The organism is Pyxidicoccus xibeiensis, assembly GCF_024198175.1.
Classification (GTDB): domain Bacteria; phylum Myxococcota; class Myxococcia; order Myxococcales; family Myxococcaceae; genus Myxococcus; species Myxococcus xibeiensis.
Genome location: NZ_JAJVKV010000010.1, coordinates 139,315 through 161,593, shown reverse-complemented (window position 1 = coordinate 161,593; position 22,279 = coordinate 139,315). Strand labels below are relative to the sequence as shown.

Annotated in this window: 14 protein-coding genes; 7 read left to right on the top strand and 7 right to left on the bottom strand. The window is 71.0% G+C overall.

The window, feature by feature from the left end; translation table 11 throughout:
• The first annotated feature begins 145 nt into the window (after nucleotides 1-145).
• Nucleotides 146-1,321 (top strand): CaiB/BaiF CoA transferase family protein, encoded by a 1,176-nt coding sequence (locus LXT23_RS35045; protein ID WP_253984749.1) that lies wholly within the window; start codon nucleotides 146-148, stop codon nucleotides 1,319-1,321.
• Between the two features lie 128 nt (nucleotides 1,322-1,449).
• On the top strand, nucleotides 1,450-4,287 hold the full coding sequence (locus LXT23_RS35040; protein ID WP_253984748.1) for an ELWxxDGT repeat protein: 2,838 nt from the start codon (nucleotides 1,450-1,452) through the stop codon (nucleotides 4,285-4,287).
• A gap of 27 nt (nucleotides 4,288-4,314) precedes the next feature.
• On the opposite strand, the gene LXT23_RS35035 is transcribed toward LXT23_RS35040, so the two are convergent.
• The 4 genes from LXT23_RS35035 to LXT23_RS35020 form a co-directional block, all read right to left on the bottom strand.
• Complete coding sequence (locus LXT23_RS35035) at nucleotides 4,315-5,262, bottom strand: hypothetical protein (protein ID WP_253984747.1); 948 nt, start codon at nucleotides 5,260-5,262, stop codon at nucleotides 4,315-4,317.
• A 371-nt stretch (nucleotides 5,263-5,633) separates the two neighbouring features.
• The gene (locus LXT23_RS35030; RefSeq protein WP_253984882.1) at nucleotides 5,634-6,194 is read right to left on the bottom strand and encodes a MarR family winged helix-turn-helix transcriptional regulator; all 561 of its coding nucleotides are present in this window, start codon (nucleotides 6,192-6,194) and stop codon (nucleotides 5,634-5,636) included.
• A complete protein-coding gene (locus LXT23_RS35025) occupies nucleotides 6,194-9,340 on the bottom strand; it encodes an efflux RND transporter permease subunit (RefSeq protein ID WP_253984746.1) in 3,147 nt (1,048 codons plus the stop codon). The genes LXT23_RS35030 and LXT23_RS35025 overlap by 1 nt, the downstream gene beginning before the upstream one ends.
• Before the next feature lie 39 nt (nucleotides 9,341-9,379).
• On the bottom strand, nucleotides 9,380-10,462 hold the full coding sequence (locus LXT23_RS35020; RefSeq protein ID WP_256561481.1) for an efflux RND transporter periplasmic adaptor subunit: 1,083 nt from the start codon (nucleotides 10,460-10,462) through the stop codon (nucleotides 9,380-9,382).
• A gap of 334 nt (nucleotides 10,463-10,796) precedes the next feature.
• On the opposite strand from LXT23_RS35020, the gene LXT23_RS35015 reads away from it, so the two are divergent.
• The 3 genes from LXT23_RS35015 to LXT23_RS35005 all read left to right on the top strand — a co-directional run bounded on the left by LXT23_RS35015 (nucleotide 10,797) and on the right by LXT23_RS35005 (nucleotide 13,597).
• Nucleotides 10,797-11,939, top strand: coding sequence for an acyl-CoA dehydrogenase family protein (locus tag LXT23_RS35015; protein WP_253984744.1), 1,143 nt, complete (start codon nucleotides 10,797-10,799; stop codon nucleotides 11,937-11,939).
• A gap of 202 nt (nucleotides 11,940-12,141) precedes the next feature.
• Nucleotides 12,142-12,993, top strand: coding sequence for a hypothetical protein (locus LXT23_RS35010; protein WP_253984743.1), 852 nt, complete (start codon nucleotides 12,142-12,144; stop codon nucleotides 12,991-12,993).
• 4 nt (nucleotides 12,994-12,997) lie between these two features.
• On the top strand, nucleotides 12,998-13,597 hold the full coding sequence (locus LXT23_RS35005; protein WP_253984742.1) for a hypothetical protein: 600 nt from the start codon (nucleotides 12,998-13,000) through the stop codon (nucleotides 13,595-13,597).
• Between the two features lie 122 nt (nucleotides 13,598-13,719).
• Here the strand turns inward: LXT23_RS35005 and LXT23_RS35000 are convergent, their stop codons facing one another.
• The 3 genes from LXT23_RS35000 to LXT23_RS34990 all read right to left on the bottom strand — a co-directional run bounded on the left by LXT23_RS35000 (nucleotide 13,720) and on the right by LXT23_RS34990 (nucleotide 15,456).
• Nucleotides 13,720-14,559, bottom strand: coding sequence for an NHL repeat-containing protein (locus LXT23_RS35000; protein ID WP_253984741.1), 840 nt, complete (start codon nucleotides 14,557-14,559; stop codon nucleotides 13,720-13,722).
• A 121-nt stretch (nucleotides 14,560-14,680) separates the two neighbouring features.
• The gene (locus tag LXT23_RS34995; protein ID WP_253984740.1) at nucleotides 14,681-14,968 is read right to left on the bottom strand and encodes a hypothetical protein; all 288 of its coding nucleotides are present in this window, start codon (nucleotides 14,966-14,968) and stop codon (nucleotides 14,681-14,683) included.
• A gap of 65 nt (nucleotides 14,969-15,033) precedes the next feature.
• Nucleotides 15,034-15,456, bottom strand: coding sequence for a hypothetical protein (locus LXT23_RS34990; RefSeq protein WP_253984739.1), 423 nt, complete (start codon nucleotides 15,454-15,456; stop codon nucleotides 15,034-15,036).
• A 76-nt stretch (nucleotides 15,457-15,532) separates the two neighbouring features.
• Between LXT23_RS34990 and LXT23_RS34985 the strand changes: the two genes are divergently transcribed.
• On the top strand, nucleotides 15,533-16,171 hold the full coding sequence (locus LXT23_RS34985) for an RlmE family RNA methyltransferase (RefSeq protein ID WP_253984738.1): 639 nt from the start codon (nucleotides 15,533-15,535) through the stop codon (nucleotides 16,169-16,171).
• 51 nt (nucleotides 16,172-16,222) lie between these two features.
• The gene (locus LXT23_RS34980) at nucleotides 16,223-22,264 is read left to right on the top strand and encodes an alpha-2-macroglobulin family protein (RefSeq protein ID WP_253984737.1); all 6,042 of its coding nucleotides are present in this window, start codon (nucleotides 16,223-16,225) and stop codon (nucleotides 22,262-22,264) included.
• The last annotated feature ends 15 nt before the right edge of the window (nucleotides 22,265-22,279 follow it).

Genomic DNA, 22,279 nt, shown 5'->3' with positions numbered 1-22,279 from the left:
GTCGCGTCCTGGAGTGTGGCGGCGGGCCCTGTGCCGGCCGCGCCTCCTGGAACGAGCGGCGCGTCCTCCATCCGGGGGCCGCGCCGCTTGCGTTTTCCCCTCACGTCATCCGCCGTCTCCCGTGCCCCTTCCTGGAGGAGTCCCCATGTCGTCGTCGCTCCCGCTCACCGGCCTGCGCGTGCTGGACCTGTCACGCCTTTTGCCCGGGCCCTACGCCACGCTGGTGCTGGCGGATTTGGGGGCCACGGTGGTCAAGGTGGAGGAGCCGGACGGTGGCGACTACGTCCGGCAGATGCCGCCCCTGCGCGACGACGTCAGCGCGCTGTACTACGGCCTCAACCGCAACAAGCGCTCACTGACGCTCAACCTCAAGTCGCCGGAGGGGCGCGACGCGCTGAAGCGGCTGGTGCGCCACTACGACGTGCTGGTGGAGAGCTTCCGGCCGGGCGTCATGGACAAGCTGGGCGTGGGCGAGGCGGTGCTGCGGGCGGAGAACCCGCGCCTCATCTACTGCGCCATCTCCGGCTACGGGCAGACGGGGCCGGACCGGCTGAAGGCGGGGCATGACCTGAACTACGTGGCCCGCGCGGGGCTGCTGGGCTACGGCGGCGAGCCGGGTGGGGCGCCGGCCTTCCCGGGCGTGCAGATGGGGGACATCGGTGGAGGGAGCCTCTTCGCGCTGGTGGGCATCCTCGCGGCGCTGCACGAGCGCGAGCGCACGGGCAAGGGCCGCATGGTGGACGTGTCCATGACGGACGGCGCGCTGGCCTTCCTGCACATGCACCTGGCGGCCCGGCTCTTCATGGGCGAGGAGGGCGCGCCGCTCCAGCGTGGGCGCGAGCCGCTCAACGGCGGCTACGCGTGCTACGGCCTCTACCGCACGGCGGACGACCGCTGGCTGGCGGTGGGCGCGCTGGAGCCCAAGTTCTTCTCCGGCGTGTGCGAGCGGCTGGGGCGGATGGACCTGATGGAGGATGCGTACGCGCCGGGCGAGGCGGGGGCGCGCGTGAAGGCGGAGCTGACGCGCCTGTTCGCGGAGCACCCGCTGGCGTACTGGCAGCAGCGCTTCGCGGGCTCGGACCTGTGCGTCGAGCCGGTGGCGGAGGGGGACGAGGTGCTGCGGGACGCGCAGCTGCGCGCGCGGGGCCTCTTCGTGGAGACGGAGGACGCGCACCTGGGCCGCAAGGTGACGCACCTGCTCACGCCGCTGCGCATGGGGGAGACGCCCCTGCGTGAGCCTCCCGCGCTGGGGCAGCACTCGCGCGAGGTGCTGGCGGAGGCCGGCTTCACCGACGCGGAGCTGGCGCGGCTGGGGCTGTGAGCGCAGTCACGGCGTCCCGACGACACCCCGCCCACCCCGGAGCGCAGGTGGTGTGACGGGCCTGGCCTCTCCAGGTTCGCGCCTGGGCGTGGGGCCGCAAGGGTGCCCCGCCGGGCGTGGGGGTGTGTATGGGAGCACGGGGTTCGCCGTGGAGCCTGCTGTCGTCGTGGCTCGTGGTCCTGGCCGCGGGAGGTGCGTGGGCCCTGGAGGCGGGCGTCACCTCGCGCGGTGGCCGGTGCCTCGAGCGGCCGTGCCCGCCCGCCTTCCTCGTCAGGGACGTCCAGCCGGGGGCGGAGGGCTCGGGCGCGTTCTTCCTCACGGATGTGCAGGGGACGCTCTTCTTCGGCGCGGACGACGGCCTCCACGGCCGGGAGCTGTGGCGGAGTGATGGCACGGCGTCTGGCACGCGCCTCGTCGAGGACATCCATCCAGGGAGCGCCGACGCGCTGCCCATTCCCTACTCCTCGGACGAGAGCGTCCTGGATGCGCCCGTGGTGGCCGTGGGCGGCGTGCTCTACTTCGCGGCCAATGACGGCGAGCACGGCATGGAGCTGTGGCGCAGTGACGGGACGGCGGCCGGCACGTACCTGGTGGAGGACGTCCGTCCGGGGCCGGAGTCCTCGAACCCGCAGAGCCTGCGGGCCGTGGGCGGGCGCGTCTTCTTCCGTGCCGACGACGGCGAGCACGGCCAGGAGCTGTGGGTGTCGGACGGCACGCGCCGCGGCACGCGGCTGGTGGAGGACATCCGGCCCGGCCCGGACGGCTCGACGGACTTCCTCGGGGAGCAGCGGGTCTCGGTAGGCGAGGTCCTCTACTTCGCCGCGGATGACGGCGAGCACGGGGTGGAGCTCTGGCGGAGTGACGGCACGCCGGCAGGCACCCGGCTGGTCGAGGACATCTTCGAAGGGGCCGACAGCGCGTTCCCCTTCGGCATCGTGGCCTTCGGGAGCATCGTCCTCTTCGAGGCGACCGACAGGGAGCACGGCAACGAGCTCTGGCGCAGCGACGGCACCCGTGCGGGCACGCGGCTGGTAGAGGACATCCGCCCCGGTCCCGAGGGCTCGTTCCCCTCGGATATGACCGTCGTGGGTGGGTTCGTCATCTTCAGCGCCGTCGATGCCGACCACGGCCGTGAGCCCTGGCGGACCGACGGCACGCCGGGGGGCACGCGACTCATCGAGGACCTCTGGCCCGGGCCCACGGGCTCTTCCCCCGCCCGGCTGACCGCCTCCGGGGGGCGGGCCTTCTTCCGCGCGATGGATGAGCTCCATGGCAGCGAGCCGTGGACGAGCGATGGCACCCGCGCGGGGACGTTCCTGCTGCGTGACATCGTGCCGGGGCCTGGAGGTTCGTCGCCCATCGACGACGAGACGCCGGGGTTCATCTTCGATGCCGTGGACGGGGTACTGCTCTTCGTCGCCGCCGAAGGCCAGACGCTGGTGCTGTGGAAGAGCGACGGCACTCGCCGCGGCACCGTGCGCCTGCGGGACATCTCGGAAGGCGGGAGCTTCGACCCGTTCTTCTTCCTGACGGCGTCGGGAAGCCACGTCTTCTTCAGCGCCTTCGAGGCCAACACGGGCGTCGAGCTGTGGGCCCTGCCGCGCTCGTCGCTCGACTGCTACCCGGGGGAGTCGGTGGTGCCCTGGGCGCCGGACGCTGCTTTCAATCGCGGGCCCGCGTGGGAGGTGGAGGACATCTTCCCATGCGCGCCGGGCTCGAATCCGGACTGGCTGACCGACGCGGACGGCCGCCTCTTCTTCACCGCCGACGACGGACGCCACGGGCGGGAGGTCTGGGTGAGCGACGGGACGGAGTCCGGCACGCGACTGGTGGAGGACATCCTGCCCGGGGTGGGGACTGGCGAGCCCCCTCCCGCGCCCGAGTTCCTGACGGCCGTGGGGCGACGCGTCTTCTTCTCGGCGGACGACGGGAGCTCAGGCCGCGAGCCGTGGGTCAGCGATGGGACGCCCGGTGGGACGTTCCGCGTCGCCGACGTCCGCGAGGGACCGGAGGGCTCGATACCCGTGGCGCTGACGGCCGTGGGCGACCGGCTCTTCTTCAGCGCCAACGATGGCGTGGCCGGACACGAGCTGTGGGTGAGTGACGGGACGCCGGGTGGGACGTTCCTCGTGGCGGACATCCGCCCGGGCCCCGAGAGCTCCGAGGTCCAGTCCATGGTGGCCCATGAGGGAAGGGTCTTCTTCACCGCCAATGATGGTGTCTCCGGGTTCGAGCTGTGGGTGAGCGATGGGACGGCCGACGGCACACGGATGGTGGCGGACATCTTTCCGGGCAGCGGTGGCTCCTTCCCGGAGTCGCTGACGTTCCTGGGGGACACGCTCTTCTTCGCCGCCACTGGCACCGGCACTCGCGGACAGCTCTGGAGGAGCGACGGGACGGCGGCCGGAACGGTGCTGGTCGCGGACCTGTCCCCCGGGGCCGGCGGACGGCCCGAGCTCCTGGTGGCCGCGGAGGACCGGCTCTTCTTCAGCGCCCTGCAGGACGATGAGCGCTGGCTCTTCGTGAGCGATGGAAGCACGGCTGGCACCTTCCGGCTCGTCACGCTGGCCACGGCGGGTGAGCGCCTGGCCACCGTGGGAGACACCGTCTTCTTCGTCCACTTCGAGCCGGACACGGGCCGCGAGCTCTGGAAGAGCGACGGAACGCTGGCGGGCACGCGGCTGGTGGAGGACATCCTGCGGGGGTTCGGCAGCTCGGACCCCCGGGAGCTGAGGTCCGAGGGCGACGTGCTCCTCTTCTCCGCCTACGAGCTGGAGGGTGGCCGCGAGCCGTGGGTGTCGGATGGAACGCGGCGAGGCACCCGTCGGCTCCAGGACCTCGCGCCGGGGCCCAGCTCCTCCACTCCCATGATGTTCACCGTGTCGGGTGGGAAGGTGTTCTTCTCAGCGGACACCCCCCGCACGGGCCGTGAGCTCTGGGGGGTGAAGCGCTCGGACCTGGACTGAGGCGCCGCGAGGAGGGGCGCGGGCTCGCTACCGGGGTCCGCTTCGCCCGCTCCACAGGGCCTCTGCATGCGCGGCATGGCAGGTGTCTCCAAGGAGGTCCAGCGCGAGCTGGCGCTCCCTCGCCGCGAGGGCTGGCAAATCACGGAAGGCCCCGGCCTCGGCCAGCCGGCGCACGGTGCCCTCCAGGTACATGCGCGCCCGCTCCACCGTCTGGAGCTGGGCCGCCGTGGGCCGCCAGCCCGTGTCGTCGCGGTAGCGCCCCAGCGTCTCCAGCAGGTGCCCCTGGAACTTCAGCATCTGCACGAGGAGGCGGAGCCGGTGCGCGGGCGCGGAGGCGAGAGCCGTCTCGTACTGGCGCGTCTCGGAGTCCAGCCGGTACAGCAGCACGTCCACCTGCGCGTCCAGCCGCTTGCGCCACGCCTTGCGCACGGTGGGGTGGCGGGCCCAGCCGGCCACCGCCTGGAAGTAGTGCAGTCCGCCGCAGGGGTGGGCGTAGATGCCCTGGCCGCGCTTGGGCACCTCGGGGCGGCGGGCCTTCATCCCCACGGCCAGCTCGGCGTGGGCCGCTTCCAGCGTGGACAGCGCGGTCTCCATCACCGCGTCGAAGCGCACGGTGGCGCCGGTGGCGCCGCGGAAGTTGGCCCCGGGCTTCAAGGCCTGGGACAGCGCGTCCAGCGTCCATGCGCCCTCGGGTGAGGTGGCCTGCGACGGCGTGAAGCCGCGCTTCAGGTCCTCGACCAGCTCGCGTGTCGTCACCGGTCCCCAGGCCGCGGGGAAGCGGTGGGAGGGAGGATGGCCCGACAGCAGCAACGTCTTCACGAGCAGGGCAGGGTGCGGCTCCACCGGCGTGCCGTCCGGGGCGAAGGCGTCGAAGAAGGGGTCACCGTCCGGCGAGCGACGAAGGAAGTCCGAGACGATGACCTCCGCGGCGAGCCGTCCGTCCCGTGCGCGGAAGTCGCGTCCGTCGAGGACCATTCCGTGAGCGAGCGCCCAGGGATTGCGAGGGTCGGCTGCCCAGGCGCGGCAGTGGCCCGCCAGCGGTGATGCGAGAGGCGTGTGTGCGGCGCCCGCCCCAGACACGAGGCCGGAAGGCGCGGAAGCGCCCGCGGACTTCGAGGCGGCAGCGGCGTCGAGCCGTCCACGTGCCGCCCCGCCGTCGGGTTGCGAGGAGTCGCGCGTGGGCGTCGAGGCGGCAGCGGCGTCGGGCCGCCCGCTCCCCGCTCGTGCGGTGGCGCCGGAAGGGGAGGGCACCGCGAGCCCGAGTGCGAGGATGAGCGCGGTGCTCAGGGGGCGGACGCAAGAACGCGCGCCGGCGGGTGTGTTGGCCGGCGCGCGTCCGCGCATCTTCAGACCGCCTGTTGACCGGTGCCCTGTGCTTCGGTGCCCAGCCGCTTCAGCATCCGCTCCACGATGCCGAAGAAGGCCTCCTGGTCCTCGGCGCCCATCAGGTCCAGGATGCGCCGCATGCCTGCATCCACGCCGCGGTGGATGCGGCGGTAGTTGTCCTCGCCGCGCGCGGTGAGCCGCACGACGACAGCGCGCCGGTCCTCCGCGTCACGGGTGCGCTCCACCATCCCCATGCCCTCCAGCCGGTCCACCACGCCGGTGATGGTCTTCCGGGTGATGCCCACGCGGTGGGCAAGGATGCCCACCTGCACCGGGCCGTCCTGGCCCAGCCAGGCCAGCACGTGCATCTGCGTGGGGGTGAGCTGCAGGTCCTCGCAGATGCCCGCCAGGGGGTTCTTCAGCGAGCGGTGCCGCCCGAGTTCAATCATCAGCGCATGCAGCCGCCGCGACTCGGGCGTGGAGGCGTCCTCCCCGAGCTCGTCGGGAAGGTCGTGCTCCTCCTCGCCGTCGCCCACCAGCGGCTGCACGCGGAGGGCCGGCTTGTCGTCCGGCCGTCGCATCACGCCGTCTCCACCCGGGCTGCCGCGGCCACGGACTGGGGCTCACCATGCGGCCCCACCGCGTGCGGCGTCCCCGTGCCCGAGGCGAGGCCCGGGCCCTTGCGGCGCTTCAGCTTCTGCGTGAGCTGGTCCATCAGCGAGTACACCACCGGCACCACGCCCAGCGTCAGGAACGTGGAGGTGACGAGGCCGCCGATGATGGTGATGGCCATGGGCGCGCGCGTCTCCGCGCCGTCGCCGCGGGCCATCGCCACCGGAACCATGCCGGCGATCATCGCGATGGTGGTCATCAGGATGGGCCGCAGGCGGACCGGAGCCGCCTCCAGCAGGGCCTCGGTGGCCGTCTTCCCCTGCTCGCGAAGCTGCAGGGTGAAGTCCACCAGGAGGATGCCGTTCTTCACCACCAGACCCATCAGCATGATGATGCCGATGAGGGCGAACATCGACATCGCCTGCCCGGTGATGAGCAGCGCACCGATGGCGCCGATGAGCGCGAAGGGCAGCGACATCATGATGGTGAAGGGGTGGATGAGGCTCTCGAACTGCGCCGCCAGAATCATGTAGATGAGGATGATGCCCAGCAGCAGGGCGGAGCCGAACGCCGCCACCGACTTGCCCATCTCCTTCGCGTTGCCCTCGAAGTCGTAGATGACCGTCTTGGGCAGCTCCTTCGCCGCGTAGGTATTGAGGTACGTAATCGCGTCGCTCAGCGCGTAGCCGCTGGCCAGGTTGGCCAGCAGGGTGATCTGCCGCTTCTGCGCCTCGCGGTCGATCTGCACCGGGCCGTCCGCGGGGGTGATCTTCGCCAGGTTGCGCAGCTCCACCAGCTGCCCGCTGGGGGCTCGCACGGTGAGCTTGCCCAGGGCGTCCGCCGAGGCCAGCGTCTCGGGAGGCAGGCTCAGCTTCACCTCGTACGTCTCGCCGCCCTCGCGGTAGTCCGCGAACTTGTCCTTGCCCAGGAAGGCGCGCAGGGTGGTGCCCAGCGACGCCGCCGGGACGCCCAGGCTGGCCGCGCGCTCGCGGTCCACCTGCACGTCGTACTGCGGCTTGCCGGAGCGGTACGTGAGGTCCACGTCCACCAGGCCCGGGTTCTTCAGCATCTCCTGGCGCACCTTCTCCGCGGAGGTCACCAGCTCCTCCCAGTTGTCGCCGCGCAGGTTGAACTGCACCGCCTGGGTGCGCGCGCCACCGCCGGACACGCCGGTGATGTCCTGCACCGTGACGTTGACGCCCTTGCGCGTGTGGATGGCGCTGCGCAGGTACGTCTTCAGCTCGCCCTGCCCGAAGCCGCGGTCCTTCAGCGGCACCAGGTTGACGATGATTTCACCCTTGTGGACCTCCTCCTGCACGCCACCGCCGGCCGTGGAGAAGGTGGAGGCGATGCCGGGCAGCGCGCGGACCTGCTCGGACAGCGCATCCAGCTGCGCCTGCGTCTCCTGCAGCGTCGAGCCGATGGGCAGCTCCACCGCCAGCTTGATGTTGCCGTTGTCCTGCTCGGGGATGAAGGTGAACTTCAGGAAGCGCGCCATGCCGAACGTGGCGAAGAGCACGCCCACCGCCACCACCAGCGTCAGCGCCCGGCGCTTGAGGATGCCCGCGAGAATCTTGCGGTAGCCGGACTCCGTGCCCACCAGCACCTTCTCCACCACCGCGGACACGCCCGTGGGCGAGCCGTGGTGGCGCAGCATGCGCGAGGACAGCATCGGCGTGAGCGTCATCGACACGGTGTAGGAGATGAGCACCGCCACCGCCACCGTGACGCCGAACTCGTAGAAGAACATGCCCATCATGCCGTCCATGAAGGCCACGGGGATGAACACCGCGACGATGGCCAGCGTCACCGCGAGCACCGCCAGCGCAATCTGGCCCGTGCCCTCCAGCGCCGCCTGCATGGGCGTCTTGCCCTCTTCCAGGTGCCGGACGATGTTCTCGATGACCACGATGGCGTCGTCGATGAGCAGGCCGATGGACAGGGTCAGCGCCAGCATGGTGACGACGTTGAAGGTGAAGCCCAGCGCCGCCATGACGGCGAACGTCCCCACCACCGACACCGGCAGGGCGACGGCCGCCACCAGCGTGGAGTTCAGGTTGCGCAGGAACACCAGCACGATGAGCACCGCGAGCACGCCGCCGAGCACCAGGTCGAACTGCACCGCGGCGATGGACGAGCGGATGAACTTCGCGTTGTCCGTGACGAGCTCCACCTTGACGCCCTCGGGCAGGCTGCTGTTCAGCTCGCCCAGCGACGCCTTCACCAGCTCCGCCACCTGCACGGTGTTGGCGCCGGACTGCTTGCGCACCACCAGCGCCACGGCGCTGCGGTCGCCGTACTTCGCGCCCGAGCGGGCCTCCTCCGGCCCGTCCACCACGTCCGCCACGTCCCGCACGCGCACCGGCGCGCCGTTGGGGCTGGCGATGATGATGTTGCGCAGCTCGTCCACGTTCTTCACCTCGGACGTCAGCCGCACCACGCGCTCGCGGCCGCTGTCCATGGTGCGGCCACCCGGCACGTCCAGGTTCTGGGCGCGCACCGCCTGGCTCACGTCGCTGATGGCCAGCCCGAAGCCGCGCAGCCGCTCCGGGTCCACCACGAGCTGGATTTCCCGCTCGCGGCCACCGATGACGTCGATGCTGCCGACGCCGGCCTGACGCTGCAGCGCCGGCTTCACCACGTCCTCGGCCGTCCGCGTCAGCTCTTCAATCGGCAGCGAGCCGGCCAGCGACAGCGTCATGATGGGCGCCGCGCCGATGTCGAACTTCTCGACGACGGGCGTTTCAATCTCCGCCGGCAGGTTGCGCAGGCTGGCCTGCACGCGGTCTCTCACGTCCTGCGAGGCCACGTCGACGTTGGTGTCCAGGCTGAAGCGGATGATGACCTGGGACACGCTCTCCAGGTTGACCGAGCGCAGCTGGTCCACGCCGTTGAGGGTGTTGAGGCCCTCCTCCAGCGGGTCGCTGACGTTCTTCTCGATGGTCTCCGGGTCCGCGCCGGGGAGCACCGTCGTCACCGTGACGATGGGGAAGTCCACGTCGGGGAACTGGTCCACGCCGATGCGGGGGTAGGCATTGATGCCGAACACCACCACCGCCAGCATCAGCATGGCGGTGAAGATGGGGCGGGTGATGAAGGTCTTGAGCGGGCTCATTCAGGAGGTCCCAGATTCGAAAGGAGGGGAGGGCAGGCGTCACTGCACCACGCGGACGGCCGTGCCCTCCTTCACGTCCAGGGAGGAGTCGGCGAGCACGCGCTCGTCGGCGCCCAGGCCCTGGAGGACACGGACGTAGCCGGGCAGCACGCGCTCGACGCGCACGTCGCGCTTGCGCACCGTGCCGTCCTGCACCACCCACACGAAGCCCTGCTGTCCCTTGGCGCTGACGGCCTGGGTCGGCAGGAACAGGCCCTTGTCGTCAGTCTCGCCCACGGAGGAGAAGTCCAGCTCCACGAGGGCGCCGGGGCGCAGCGGCGCGGCGGTGTCACCCACCACGTCCGCCAGCACCTCCACGGTGCGGTTGGTGGCGTCCACCACCGCGCCCACCGTGGCCACCTGCACGTCGAAGCGCATGCCGCTGGGGCTCACGGTGCCCTGCGTCTTGGAGCCCGCCTTGACCTTGTCCACCACGGACTCCGGCACCAGGGCGCGCACCTCGAGGCCCGAGGTGTCCACCAGCGTGAAGACGGGGGTGGGGGGCATCATCGCCACCGTGTCGCCCACGTTCTTGGCGCGCGCGGTGATGACGCCCTCGAAGGGCGCGATGATGGACATGTCGCGCAGGTTCTCCTCCGCCATGCGCACCGCGGCGGCGGCCTGGGCCGCCTGGGCGGCCGCCTGCTTCTGGCCGATTTCCGCCTGGTCCAGGCCCGCCGCGGCCACGCCGCCGGACTCGGCCACCTTGCGGGTGCGCTCCAGGTTGTTGGTGGCCAGCTGCAGCGCCGCGTCCGCGGCCGCCTTCACCGCGCGGGCCTGCTCCACGCCGATGGAGACGTTGGACGTGTCCAGTACGGCCAGGACCTGGCCCTTCTTCACCTTGTCGCCCACCTTCACCAGCATCCGGGCGATGGTGCCCGTGGCCTGCGCGCTCAGCGTGGCCTCCTGCTTGGAGCGGACCTGGCCCGTCACGCGGGTGACGTTGGCGCTCAGCTCCGTCGAGGGCGCAATGGCCTTCACGCCCAGCGCCGCGGGGCCTTGCTGCTCCGGCAGGGCCGGCTTGTCAGTGTTCTTGCCGCAGCCCGTCGTCACCACCGCGGCCACCACGGCGGCCATCCACATGCGTCGAATCACGGTCGTCCTGCTCCTGCCGTCCAGGGGCCCCGTACCTCGCGGGGAGGGCCCCTCCGGCTTCTGCTTGGAAAATCTGCGCTGCGGAAACTACAGGCTCTCTACTGTCTGTCAAGAAGATACTCCGTAACACGGACTATCGTCCTTCGGGGGGTGTTTTAGCGCCCGCCCGGCCGGCAGGCAGGGAAACCTGCGTCCTCCCCGAAGTGTCGCTTCTCGGACGGCGTAGCAAGTCGAGGTGGCACCTCCACGTCGCTTGTGGCCTCCGGGAGCGCCTGTTATTGACTCAAGAATCAATCCTTTCGGAGCCGAGGAGCGCACACGCATGCCGAACCCGTTCACCGAGGAGCACGAGGCCTTTCGCAAGACGGTGAGAGCCTTCGTGGAGAAGGAGATGGCGCCGCACTCGCTGGAGTGGGACCGGGCGGGCATCTTCCCTCGCGAGCTGTTCAAGAAGTGCGCGGAGCTGGGCTTCCTGGGCATCAACCACGACCCGAAGTACGGCGGCAGCGGGCTGGACTACTGGTACGTGACGGCGTTCGCGGAGGAGCTGAGCCGCAGCTACAACGCGGGCGTCAACATGGCGCTGCTGGTGCAGAGCCAGATGGCCACGCCCATCATCAACGAGATTGGAACGGACGAGCAGAAGCGCGAGTTCCTGGAGCCGGCGCTCAAGGGCGAGAAGATTGCCGCGCTGGGCGTGAGCGAGCCGGGCGCGGGCTCGGACGTGGCCAACATCAAGACGACGGCGCGCCGGGACGGGGATGACTACGTCATCAACGGCTCGAAGATGTGGATCACCAACGGCACGCGCGCCGACTTCATCACCCTGGCGGTGCGCACCGGCGGCGAGGGCTACGGCGGAATCTCCCTGGTGACGTTCCCCACGGACGTGAAGGGCTTCGGCGTCTCCAAGAAGCTGGACAAGATTGGCAACCTGTCCTCGGACACGGCCATCCTCTACTTCGAGGACTGCCGCATCCCCGCCCGCTACGTGCTGGGCGAGGAGAACGAGGGCTTCTACTCCATCATGACCAACTTCCAGGGTGAGCGCCTGGTGGGCGCCATCACCACGGTGGCCGGCATGGAGCGGATGGTGGAGGACTCCATCCGCTACGGCAACGAGCGCGAGGCGTTCGGCCGGCCGCTGATGAAGTTCCAGGTGTGGCGCCACAAGTTCGTGGAGCACCTGACGGGCATCGAGGCGGCCAAGCGGCTCACCTACCACGCGGTGGACGTGTTCGACCGGAAGGAGGTCCCCGCGGTGAAGGAGATCTCCATGGCGAAGCTGTTCGCCGGAGACCTGGCGCAGCGCGTGGCCTACGACTGCCAGCAGTTCTTCGGCGGCATGGGCTACATCGAGGAGACGCCCATCGCCCGCATGTGGCGCGACGTGCGCCTCATCACCATCGGCGGCGGCACCTCCGAGGTGATGAAGGAGATCATCTCCAAGCTCTACGGCTTCTGAGGTTTCCGCGGTGAGCTGAGCGCGTGACGCGCACCGGGGCCGGGAGCAGAGCACTGCTTCCGGCCCCTTGCATTTCCGGTGGTGGGGCCCGCCCGGGGTGTCAGGCTCGCGGTTTTCGTACCGGGGTGGGGTTGACGGTGCATTGCCGTTCGCGGATTACTCCCGCGTGGGGGGGGCCGGACCCGATTCTGGAGGTCCAATCATGTCGCGCATTCCTTTTGCCTTCGTGAAGGCACTCACGCTCATCGCCCTCTGCGGCTGTGGTTCCGAAACCTCCTGCCCGGATGACGCCGTCCTGGAAGACGGCTCCTGCAGGCCAGGGAGGGTCCTGCGCGAGGGGGATGACCATGGAGACACGCTCGCGGCCGCGACACCCGTGACGCCCGGGGTGTCCTTCGAAGCGCGGCTGGATGTCGACACCGACGTGGACCTGTTCTCGTTCAGCGTCACGGCCGACCGCATCTATCGGCTCGACTGCAGTGGGAGTGGCGGAGACTACACGCCGCACTTCTCCGTCGCGCTCCTCGATGCCAGCGGGACGGCGCTTCCGCTCGTGAGGGCCTCGGCTCGCAGCTCGAGCTACTCCTCGGGCTTCCTCGCGACGCGAGAGGCCGGGGTGTACGCCCGCGTGAAGAGCATGAAAGGGGGCTCTGGCCAGGCCACCATTCCGCTCGACTACGGCTGCACCCTCTGGAACATGGACCCGGATGACCACGCAGGGACTGCCGCCGAGGCGACCCTCGTCATTCCCGGGGCCACGGTCCGTGGCGAGATAGAGCTTGCCGGTGATGTCGATGTGTTCGCGCTGGACGCCGTCGAGGGCCACTCCTACCGGCTGAGCTTTACGTGGACGCAGGGTGGCTGCGGCCTGACGCTGCGCGGTCCCGAGGGCCAGTGGCTCCAGGGGGCGGGCAGCAGCTCGACACGAGTCACCCTCCTCGACCTCACGGATGCGCAGGCAGGCCGCTATACGGTCGAGGCGTCCTGCCTGGCGTCCTTCTTCGATTCCGGGTACGGCAGCTACACCTTTGCTGCCACCGAGCTGGAGCCCTGAACCGATGAGTCCGCTGATGCCGGCGAGCGTGGCGTGGTACGTGACGGGCCGCTTCTACCTGTCGACTGACGGGAAGACAGTCCAGGACCTGGGCTACTTCCTCCACCTGGAGGGCCTCGCCGGCGCGCTCTTCAAGGACCCGAAGAGCATGAGCGAGGCGACGGCCCGGCTCACCTTCAGGGCCGTCCCCTTCACCTCCGGGACGGTCCAGAACGGGGACCTGTCGCTCAGCGTGGACCCCGTCGGGGACTTCAACCTGTACCTCAAGGACGAGAAGCACGCGGGCGCGTCCTTCGAGCAGCCGGACACGTTCTCCGACGGCTCGCTCATCGCCACGTTCCGCCGGGCGAGCGTCGTCGTGGGTGGGACGTTCAGCGGCTCGGGCAGGGCGCTCGCGCTCAACGTCTTCACCGCGCGGCTCGTGTGGAGCACGGAGTTCGAGCTCGACGGCCAGCGCTACGACTTGCGCCGCCTGCTGCCGCACGGCATCACCCAGTGGGGCGAGGCCGGCCCCACCGCCGTCACGCCCGCGCCGAAGGGCTTCTCGAGCGTCGTCCCGTTCGTAGGCTCGGCGGTGGCCGTCGGGCCTCCGCCAGGGCGCTGAGGCTCGTGGAACGAAGCTTCCTTCCCGCGGCGGGCCGTCGGTCCACCCTCCGAGCGCTGAGGCTCGCGGAACGAGCATTCCTTCCAGCGCCGGCGCCGCGCAGGCACGCCTCGCGCTTCGAATCAGTCCGGCCTGCCCGCGCGCGCCGCGACCTTCAGCGCTCCGGTGGGCGACAGCGTCACGTGGACGGCCGCGGCGGGGCCCGTCTCACGCTGGAGCGGCAGCCGCTCGACGAAGGCACCCTCCGCGTCGAAGACGTGCACCGCGTTGCAGGTGGCATCCGCCACGTACGCCGTGCCGGCCGCATCCACCGTAATCGCGCGCGGCCACCGCATCCCCGCGCCCTCGTGGCCATAGTGGCCGTAGCTGCCCACGCCCCGGCCCGAGGCGTCGTACACCGCCACGCGCGCGTTGCCGGAGTCCACCACGTGGATGCGCCCGTCCGGCCCCACGGCGAGGCCTCGCGGCAGCTGCAGCTCCCCCACGCCGAACGTGCCCAGCCAGTCTCCGTCCGCGGAGAACACCTGGACGCGGTGGTTCAGCGAGTCGCTCACCAGCAGCCGCCCCTGCGCGTCCATGCACGCGCCCGCGGGGTAGAGGAACCGGCCGTCCTCCTTGCCCGCGCGGCCCACCTGGCCCACGTGCGCGCCGTCCCGCGTGTAGACCTGGACGCGGTGGTTGCCCCGGTCCACCACGTAGAGCCGGCCCTCCGTGCCGAGCGCCAGCGCCGCCGGGCCGTTGAGCTCCGTGGCGCCGCGGCCCTGACCGCCCAGCGTGGCCAGCGCCGCGCCGTCCGCCCCGCGCACCAGCACCCGGTGCTCGCGCGGCCGCAGCTCCAGGACACTTCCCTGGGCGTCGAAGTACAGGAGCGCGTCCCGCCCTCCCACCTGAACGCCCGTCAGGCCTTGTGCGTCCGCACAGCCGGTGCCCGCGACGGGCAGGATGAAGGAGGCGGCTCCCACCGCCGAGAGCCTCAGAAAACGACGCCGTTCCAGGTGCATCCCCGGAGCGTAATGTTAATTCGTCGACACTGAAAAGATGCGTCTTTACTGACTCTGGCGGTGGAGGAGGCGTCCGCCGGAGCTACTTCTTCCGGAAGAGGGCCTCGGCGGCGCTCAGCAGGGCGTCGCGGGACTCCTTGTGGTGGAGGCCTCCCTCGCCCACCTGGAACAGCTCGCAGAAGTTGGCGCCGTCCTTGTCCTTGGGCACCTCGGCCAGGGGCTCCTTGCACTCCTTGGCCACGCCAGCGTCGAAGTGCCGGCAGTTGCGGCACGAGCGCACGTCCTCGCCACAGTGGGGGCAGGTGTCGCGCCGTCCCACCTGGTTGGCGATGATGTCGAGCGGGCGTCCACAGTGCGCGCAGCCGGGCATGGCCACCTCCGGAAGGAGAGAAGGGGCCGCCATTGTGCCAGCGCGCACGGGCGCGCGGCGAGGCTTCAGCGCTGGGCGCCCGAGGCGAGCGCGGGCGTGTGGTCCGGGGCGGAGTGCGCCGGGGGCGAGGACGAGGACGGGCGCAGCTCGCCCATGGCGTCCACCAGCTGGTCATCCAGGCGCTTGAGCAGGAACAGCATGTAGGCGCTCACCGCCGCCAGCACCGCCGCCAGCACGCCCAGCATGGTGCCGCGCTGCCACTGGTGGGCCCGCTGCAGCACCGTCCGGCGCTCGGCGAACGTCTTCAGCTGCGCATCCGCCGCGGTGCCGTCCAGGCGGTTGGCATAGTCCTCGGCCTGGGCGGTGCCGCGCTCCATCAGCCACTGCCCCTGCACCTGAAGGGCGTCCGCGCGCGTGTAGCAATAACCCGCCGCACCCGCTGACAGCAGGGAGATGCACAACGCCACCGTCACGCTCCGGGTGCCCATCACCACTTCCTCCGGACTCGCCATTGCACGGGCCAGGACACCCGCGACTGCTCCGGCTTCCCGAAGACAGTAGCGGATGGTAGGGAGCCCCCCTGTCATGGGCAAGCCCTACCGTCCTAAAGACCACTATTTCCAGAAAGCCAAGCAAGAGGGGCTGCGTGCCCGCTCGGCCTTCAAGGTCGACGAGCTCATCAAGCGCTTCCCCATGGTGAAGAAGGGGCACGTGGTGCTCGACCTGGGGGCGGCGCCGGGGGGCTTCCTCCAGATCCTGGCGAACGCGGTGGGGACGGGGGGGCGGGTGATTGGGGTGGACATCGTCGCCATCCGGCCCTTCTCGCAGCCGCACGTGAAGACGGCGGTGCTGGACGTGCTGGCGGACGACTTCGATCAGCAGCTGTCCGCCCTCCATGACGGCCCGTTCGACGCGGTCATCTCCGACATGGCGCCCAAGACGAGCGGCATCAAGGCCACGGACGAGGCGCGCAGCCTGCGGCTGGCGGGCAAGGCGCTGGAGCTGGCCGCCACGCGGGGCCGGCCCGGCTCGTCCTTCGTGGCCAAGGTCTTCATGGGCGGGGACTTCGAGGACTTCCGCGACCAGGTGCGCGCCCTCTTCGAGGAGGTGAAGGTCGTCCGGCCCGAGGCCACGCGCGGCGCGAGCATGGAGGTCTACCTGGTGGGGCTGCGCCGCAAGGCGCCCGAGGCTCCCGCGCCCTGACGTGCATTGTGGAACGGTTTGGCGGTCGGCTGCGTCTAGAGTGCCGACCCTATGCACCGCACCCGCGCGCTCACCCTTCCACTGTTGCTGCTGTCCCTGCTGCTGTCCGCCGTGCCCGCCCTGGGCCAGGGGCAGGGGAAGTCCCCGCTGTCGTGGCAGGCCATCGACGCGCTGGTGGCGGAGCAGAAGGTCGAGGCCGCCGCCCAGGCCGCCGAGGCCCGGCTGGAGCGCGCCCGGGGTCGCGACGACGAGAAGGAGTGGACGCGGGCGCTGATTCGCACCGTGCAGCTGCGCAGCGCCCTGCACGGCTATGAGACGACGGTGCGCTTCCTGCGCGAGCAGCCCTGGCCCAAGGGGGCGCTGTCGCGCGCCACGCTGAACCTCTACTACGCCCACTCGCTCGTCACCTACGCGCAGGCGTACGGCTGGGAGGTGCGCAGGCGCGAGGCCGTGGCGTCCACCGGCCCGGTGGACCTCAAGTCGTGGACGTACGAGCAGCTGCTCACCGAGGCGCAGCGCGCCTACGAGGAGGTCTGGAAGCAGCGCGACGCGCTGGGCACCGAGCCGGTGCAGGCCCTGGGCGAGTACGTCCAGCCCAACACGTACCCGGCGGGCATCCGCTCCACCCTGCGCGATGCCGTCTCGTACCTGCGCGCGGGCCTGCTGGCGGACAGCTCCCACTGGCGGCCCGAGCACGCCAACGAGGTGTACCGCCTGGATTTGCGCTCGCTGCTGGAGGGCACGCCCACCGTGGCGCTGACGGACCCCAACATCCACCCGCTGGTGAAGGTGGCGGCCGTGCTCGGGGACCTGGAGGCGTGGCACCGCGCGGCGGGCCGCCGCGAGGCGGCGCTGGAGGCCCGGCTGGAGCGCTACGAGGTGCTCCACATGCACTTCAGCGAGAAGGAGGACCGGACCCGCATCCGCCAGCACCTCGCCGCGCACCTGGCGCCCTTCCGCGACGTGGCGTGGTGGAGCATGGGCCAGGGCCAGCTCGCGGAGATGGAGAACGCGGCGGACCACGCGGTGCGCGCCCACACGCTGGCGACGGCCTGCGCGGCCGCCTACCCGAAGAGCCTGGGCGCGCAGCGCTGCGACGCGCTGGTGAGCGCGCTGGAGGCCCCGGACTTCCGCCTGGCCTCCATGCAGTCGGATGGCCCGGGCAAGCGCTCCGTCGAGGTGAGCCACCGCAACGTGTCGGAGCTCCACTTCCGCGCCATCCCCTTCGACCTGGAGAAGCGGCTGACGAAGGTGGATGACTACAACGTCTACCCCTACGGCGGGGCCGTGCTGAACCTGCTGCGGACCCAGAAGCCCGTGGCGTCATGGAGCGTCCAGCTCCCGGCGACGCAGGACTTCAGGGAGCACCGCACCTTCGTCACCCCGTCGCTGGAGCAGCCGGGCACGTACCTCATCGCCGCCTCCGCGCGGAAGGACTTCGGCGACGACGACAACCGCGTGCAGGCGGCGTTCCTCACGGTGTCCCCGTGGGTGGTCGTCACGCGCAACACGGGCGGGACGTCGGTGGAGGCCCGGGTGCTGCAGGGCGACTCCGGCCGGCCCGCGGCCGAGGTGCCGGTGCGGCTCATCCTCGCGGACTACAACAAGGGCTTCCGCGAGGTGGCGCGGGCGACGACCAACCCGCAGGGCGAGGTGACGTTCCCCGCACCGAAGGGGGAGCAGTACCGCAGCTACCTGCTGGTGGCGGGGACCGGGCGCGACACGCTGCTGCACCCCGGGGGCTTCTCCTTCTACAAGCGCCAGCCGCCCGCCGAGAGCGCGTCCTCGCTCGTCTTCACGGACCGGAGCGTGTACCGGCCGCTGCAGAAGGTGCTCTGGAAGGCGGTGGCCTTCCGAGGGCGTGGGGAGCAGGCGCGCTACCGGACGCTGCCAGCGCAGAAGCTGGTGGTGACGCTGAGGGACCCGAACCACCAGGTGGTGGAGCGGCGCGAGGTGAGCACCAACGGCTTCGGCTCGGCGGCGGGGGAGTTCACCGTGCCCACCGGCCGCGTGCTGGGCGCGTGGATGGTGCAGGTGGAGTCGGGGGGCGGCGCCAGCATCCGCGTGGAGGAGTACAAGCGGCCCACCTTCGAGGTGACGCTGAAGGACGCGGAGGCGCCGCTGCGCCTCAACCGCCCGGCCACCTTCAAGGGCGAGGCGCGCTACTACTTCGGGCTGCCGGTGGCGTCCGGCTCGGTGCGCTGGCGCGCCTTCCGCGAGCCCGTGCTGCCGTGGTGGTGGTGGTGGGGCTCATCCTCCATGCCCGTGCGCTCGCAGGTGGTGGCGTCCGGCACGTCCCCGCTCGGCGAGGATGGCGCCTTCGCCATCTCCTTCACCCCCGAGGCGGACGAGCGCTCCGCGAAGACGCCGGGCCTCACCTGGCGCTACCGCATCGAGGCGGACGCGACGGACGAGGGCGGCGAGACGCGCTCGGCCAGCCGCGCCTTCCGGCTGGGCTTCGTCGCGGTGGAGGGGCGCGTGGACGCGGACGAGGGCTTCTTCCGCGAGGGGACGACGCCCGAGGTGCGGCTGGTGCGCTCCACGCTGGATGGCGTGCCGCAGCCCGGCCCGGGCCGCTGGCGGCTGGTGGCGCTGAAGCAGCCCGCCCAGCCGCTGCTGCCCGCGGAGGAGCCCGTGGCGAAGCCCCCCGTCCTGGAGGTGGACCCGGACGTGGTGCGCACGCCCACGCCGGGCGACGCGCAGCAGCCGCGCTGGGTCACGGACTATTCGCCCGAGGCCACCCTGGCCCGCTGGCAGGACGGCGCCGAGCAGGCGAAGGGCGAGGTGCAGCACGACGCGCAGGGGCTGGCCCGGGTGAAGCTGCCGTCGCTGAAGGCGGGCGCGTACCGGCTCAGCTACGAGACGAAGGACGCCTTCGGCCAGACGTTCACCGTGGGGCGCGACATCCTGGTGGCCGGTGAGAAGGCGCCCATCGCGCTGCCTGCGTCGCTGGTGCTGGAGCGCGGCACGGTGAAGGTGGGCGAGGTGGCGCGGCTGCTGGCGTTCTCCGGCTTCGAGGGCCAGCCCCTGGTGCTGGACGTGTACCAGGGCGAGCGGCGCGTGCTGCGCAAGGCGCTGACGGGCGGCAGCGCCCCGGCGGTGGTGGAGGTGCCGGTGACGGAGGAGCTGCGCGGCGGCTTCACCGCGGTGCTGGTGGCGGTGCGTGACTGGCAGTACCTGAGCCACTCGGAGGCGGTGTTCGTCCCCTGGGATGACAAGGAGCTGAGCCTGGAGTTCGCCACCTTCCGCGACAAGCTGCGTCCGGGCGCGAAGGAGACGTGGCGCGTGACGGTGAAGGGGCCCAAGGGGGCGAAGGTGGAGGCGGGGGCCGCCGAGCTGCTCGCGTATATGTATGACCAGTCGCTGGACCTGTTCGCGCCGCACGTGCCGCCGAGCGTCGCCGCGCTCTACCCCCGGCGCACGGCGCCGGTGGACCTGCGCGCGTCGGTGGGCGTCGCCATGGGCCAGTGGCTCGTCAGCGAGGGCTATGGCGAGGTGAAGGGGTGGTCACAGCCCTCGGGCGACCAGCTCCGCATCGAGGACAACTACGGCCTGGGGGGGCCCGGGCGACGGCTGCGCAACCGCTTCGGCTCGACGGGCGGCGCCGTGTCGCGCGCGCCGTCGGCCGCCGCCCCGATGGCCGTCGAGTCGAGGGAGGAAGCAGAAGTCGCGGGTGCGCCGCCTCCGCCTCCTCCGCCCGCGCCTCCCGGCGAGCCGGCGAAGAAGGCCATGAACGAGGCGAAGGCGGACGTCCAGGCCCAGGCCGCTCCGGCCGAACCGGTGCGCTCCAACTTCGCGGAGACGGCCTTCTGGGTGCCGCAGCTGCTCACCGGGCCGGACGGCTCGGCGACGCTGGAGTTCACCGTGCCCGACTCGGTGACGGCGTGGAGCGTGTGGGTCCATGCGCTGACGAAGGACCTGAAGGGCGGCTCCCTGCAGCGCACCACCCGCAGCGTCAAGGAGCTGATGGTGCGGCCGTACGTGCCGCGCTTCCTGCGCGAGGGGGACAGGGCGGTGCTGGAGGTGGTGGTGAACAACGCGGCGGAGAAGCCGCAGCAGGGCACCCTCACGCTGGACATCGTGGACCCGCAGACGCAGAAGAGCCTGCTGGCGGACTTCGGCGTCCAGGCCGCGTCCCAGGCCTTCAACGTGGCGCCGGGGAAGGGGACGAACCTGCGCTTCCCCCTCACCACGCCCACGCGGGTGGGGGCGGTGGCCTTCCGGGTGGTGGCGCGCGCCGGCAACCTCAGCGACGGCGAGCTGCGCCCGCTGCCCGTGCTGCCGGGCCGCGTGCACCTGGCGCAGTCGCGCTTCGTCACGCTCAAGGGCAAGGCCTCGAAGACGATGGCCTTCGACGACCTGCGCAAGGGCGGGGACGCCACGCGGGTGAACGAGCAGCTGGTCGTCACGGTGGACACGCAGCTGTTCTACGCGGCGCTCCAGTCGCTGCCGTACCTGATGGACTACCCCTACGAGTGCACGGAGCAGACGCTCAACCGCTTCGTCTCCGCCGGCATCGTGTCCAGCCTCTACGGCCAGTACCCCTCCGTGGCGAAGATGGCGAAGAAGCTGAGCGAGCGGCCCACCCGGTTCGAGACGTGGGACGCGGTGGACCCGAACCGGAAGATGGCGCTGGAGGAGACGCCCTGGCTGGAGATGGCCAAGGGCGGCCCCGAGTCCGAGCTGTCCATGGTGCGCGTGCTGGACCCGAAGGTGGCCGCGGCCGAGCGCCAGTCCGCGATGGGCAAGCTGCGCAAGGCGCAGACGTCCAGTGGCGGCTTCCCGTGGTGGCCGGGCGGGCCTCCGTCGCCGTACATGACGCTCTACATCGTCCACGGCCTGTCTCGCGCCATGGAGTACGGCGTGGAGGTGCCCCCGGAGATGACGCGCAGCGCGTGGGCCTACCTGGCCCGGCACTTCCGAGACGAGTACGCCGACAAGCTGATGAAGAAGGACGCGGGCTGGGAGTTCCTCACCTTCCTCAACTACGTGGCCTCCGCGTACCCGGGCGAGCGCTACACGGGCGAGGCGCTCACCGCGGAAGAGCGTCAGCGGATGCTCGACTTCAGCTTCAAGCACTGGAAGCAGCACTCGCCGTACCTCAAGGGCTACCTGGCGCTGACGCTCAAGCGGGCGAAGCGGGAGAAGGACGCGAACCTCGTCTGGGACAGCGTGATGGACTCGGCGAAGACGACCGAGGAACTGGGCACGTACTGGGCGCCCGAGGACCGCAGCTGGCTCTGGTACAACGACACCACGGAGACGCACGCCTTCGCGCTGCGCACGCTGACGGAGCTGAAGCCCAAGGACCCGCGGCGCGAGGGGCTGGTGCAGTGGCTGCTGCTGGACAAGAAGCTCAACCACTGGAAGTCCACCCGCGCCACGGCGGAGGCGCTCTACGCGCTGGTGAAGTACCTGCAGGCGGAGGGCGCGCTGGGCGTGCGCGAGGACGCGAAGGTGACGGTGGGCCCGCGCGTGGTGCAGATGGAGTTCTCCCCGGACGAGTACACGGGGAAGAAGAACCAGGTGGTGGTGCCAGGGCCGGAGCTGAACCCGGCCACCATGAGCTCCGTGGTGGTGGAGAAGACGACGCCGGGCTTCGCCTTCGCCTCGGCGACGTGGCACTTCTCCACGGAGAAGCTGCCGGAGGAGGACCGCGGCGACTTCTTCCAGGTGTCCCGGCGCTACTTCCGGCGCGAGCGCGAAGGCCGCGAGGCGGTGCTCCAGCCGCTGGCGGAGGGCACGCCGCTCAGGCCCGGTGACGAGGTGGAGGTGCAGCTGTCGCTGCGCACGAAGCACGCGGCGGAGTACGTCCACCTGAAGGACCCGCGCGCCGCCGGCCTGGAGCCGGAGAACGTCCAGTCCCGCCACCGGTGGGATTTGGGCATCGTCTGGTACGAGGAGACGCGGGACTCGGGCACCAACTTCTTCTTCGAGTGGCTGCCCGCCGGCGAGTACACCTTCAAGTACCGCCTGCGCGCCAACATGGCCGGCACCTTCCGCGTGGGCCCGGCCACCGTGCAGTCCATGTACGCGCCGGAGTTCACCGCGTACTCCAGCGGCGCGGTGCTCAACGTGGGCCCCGCGAAGTAGGCGGGCGCATCCAGG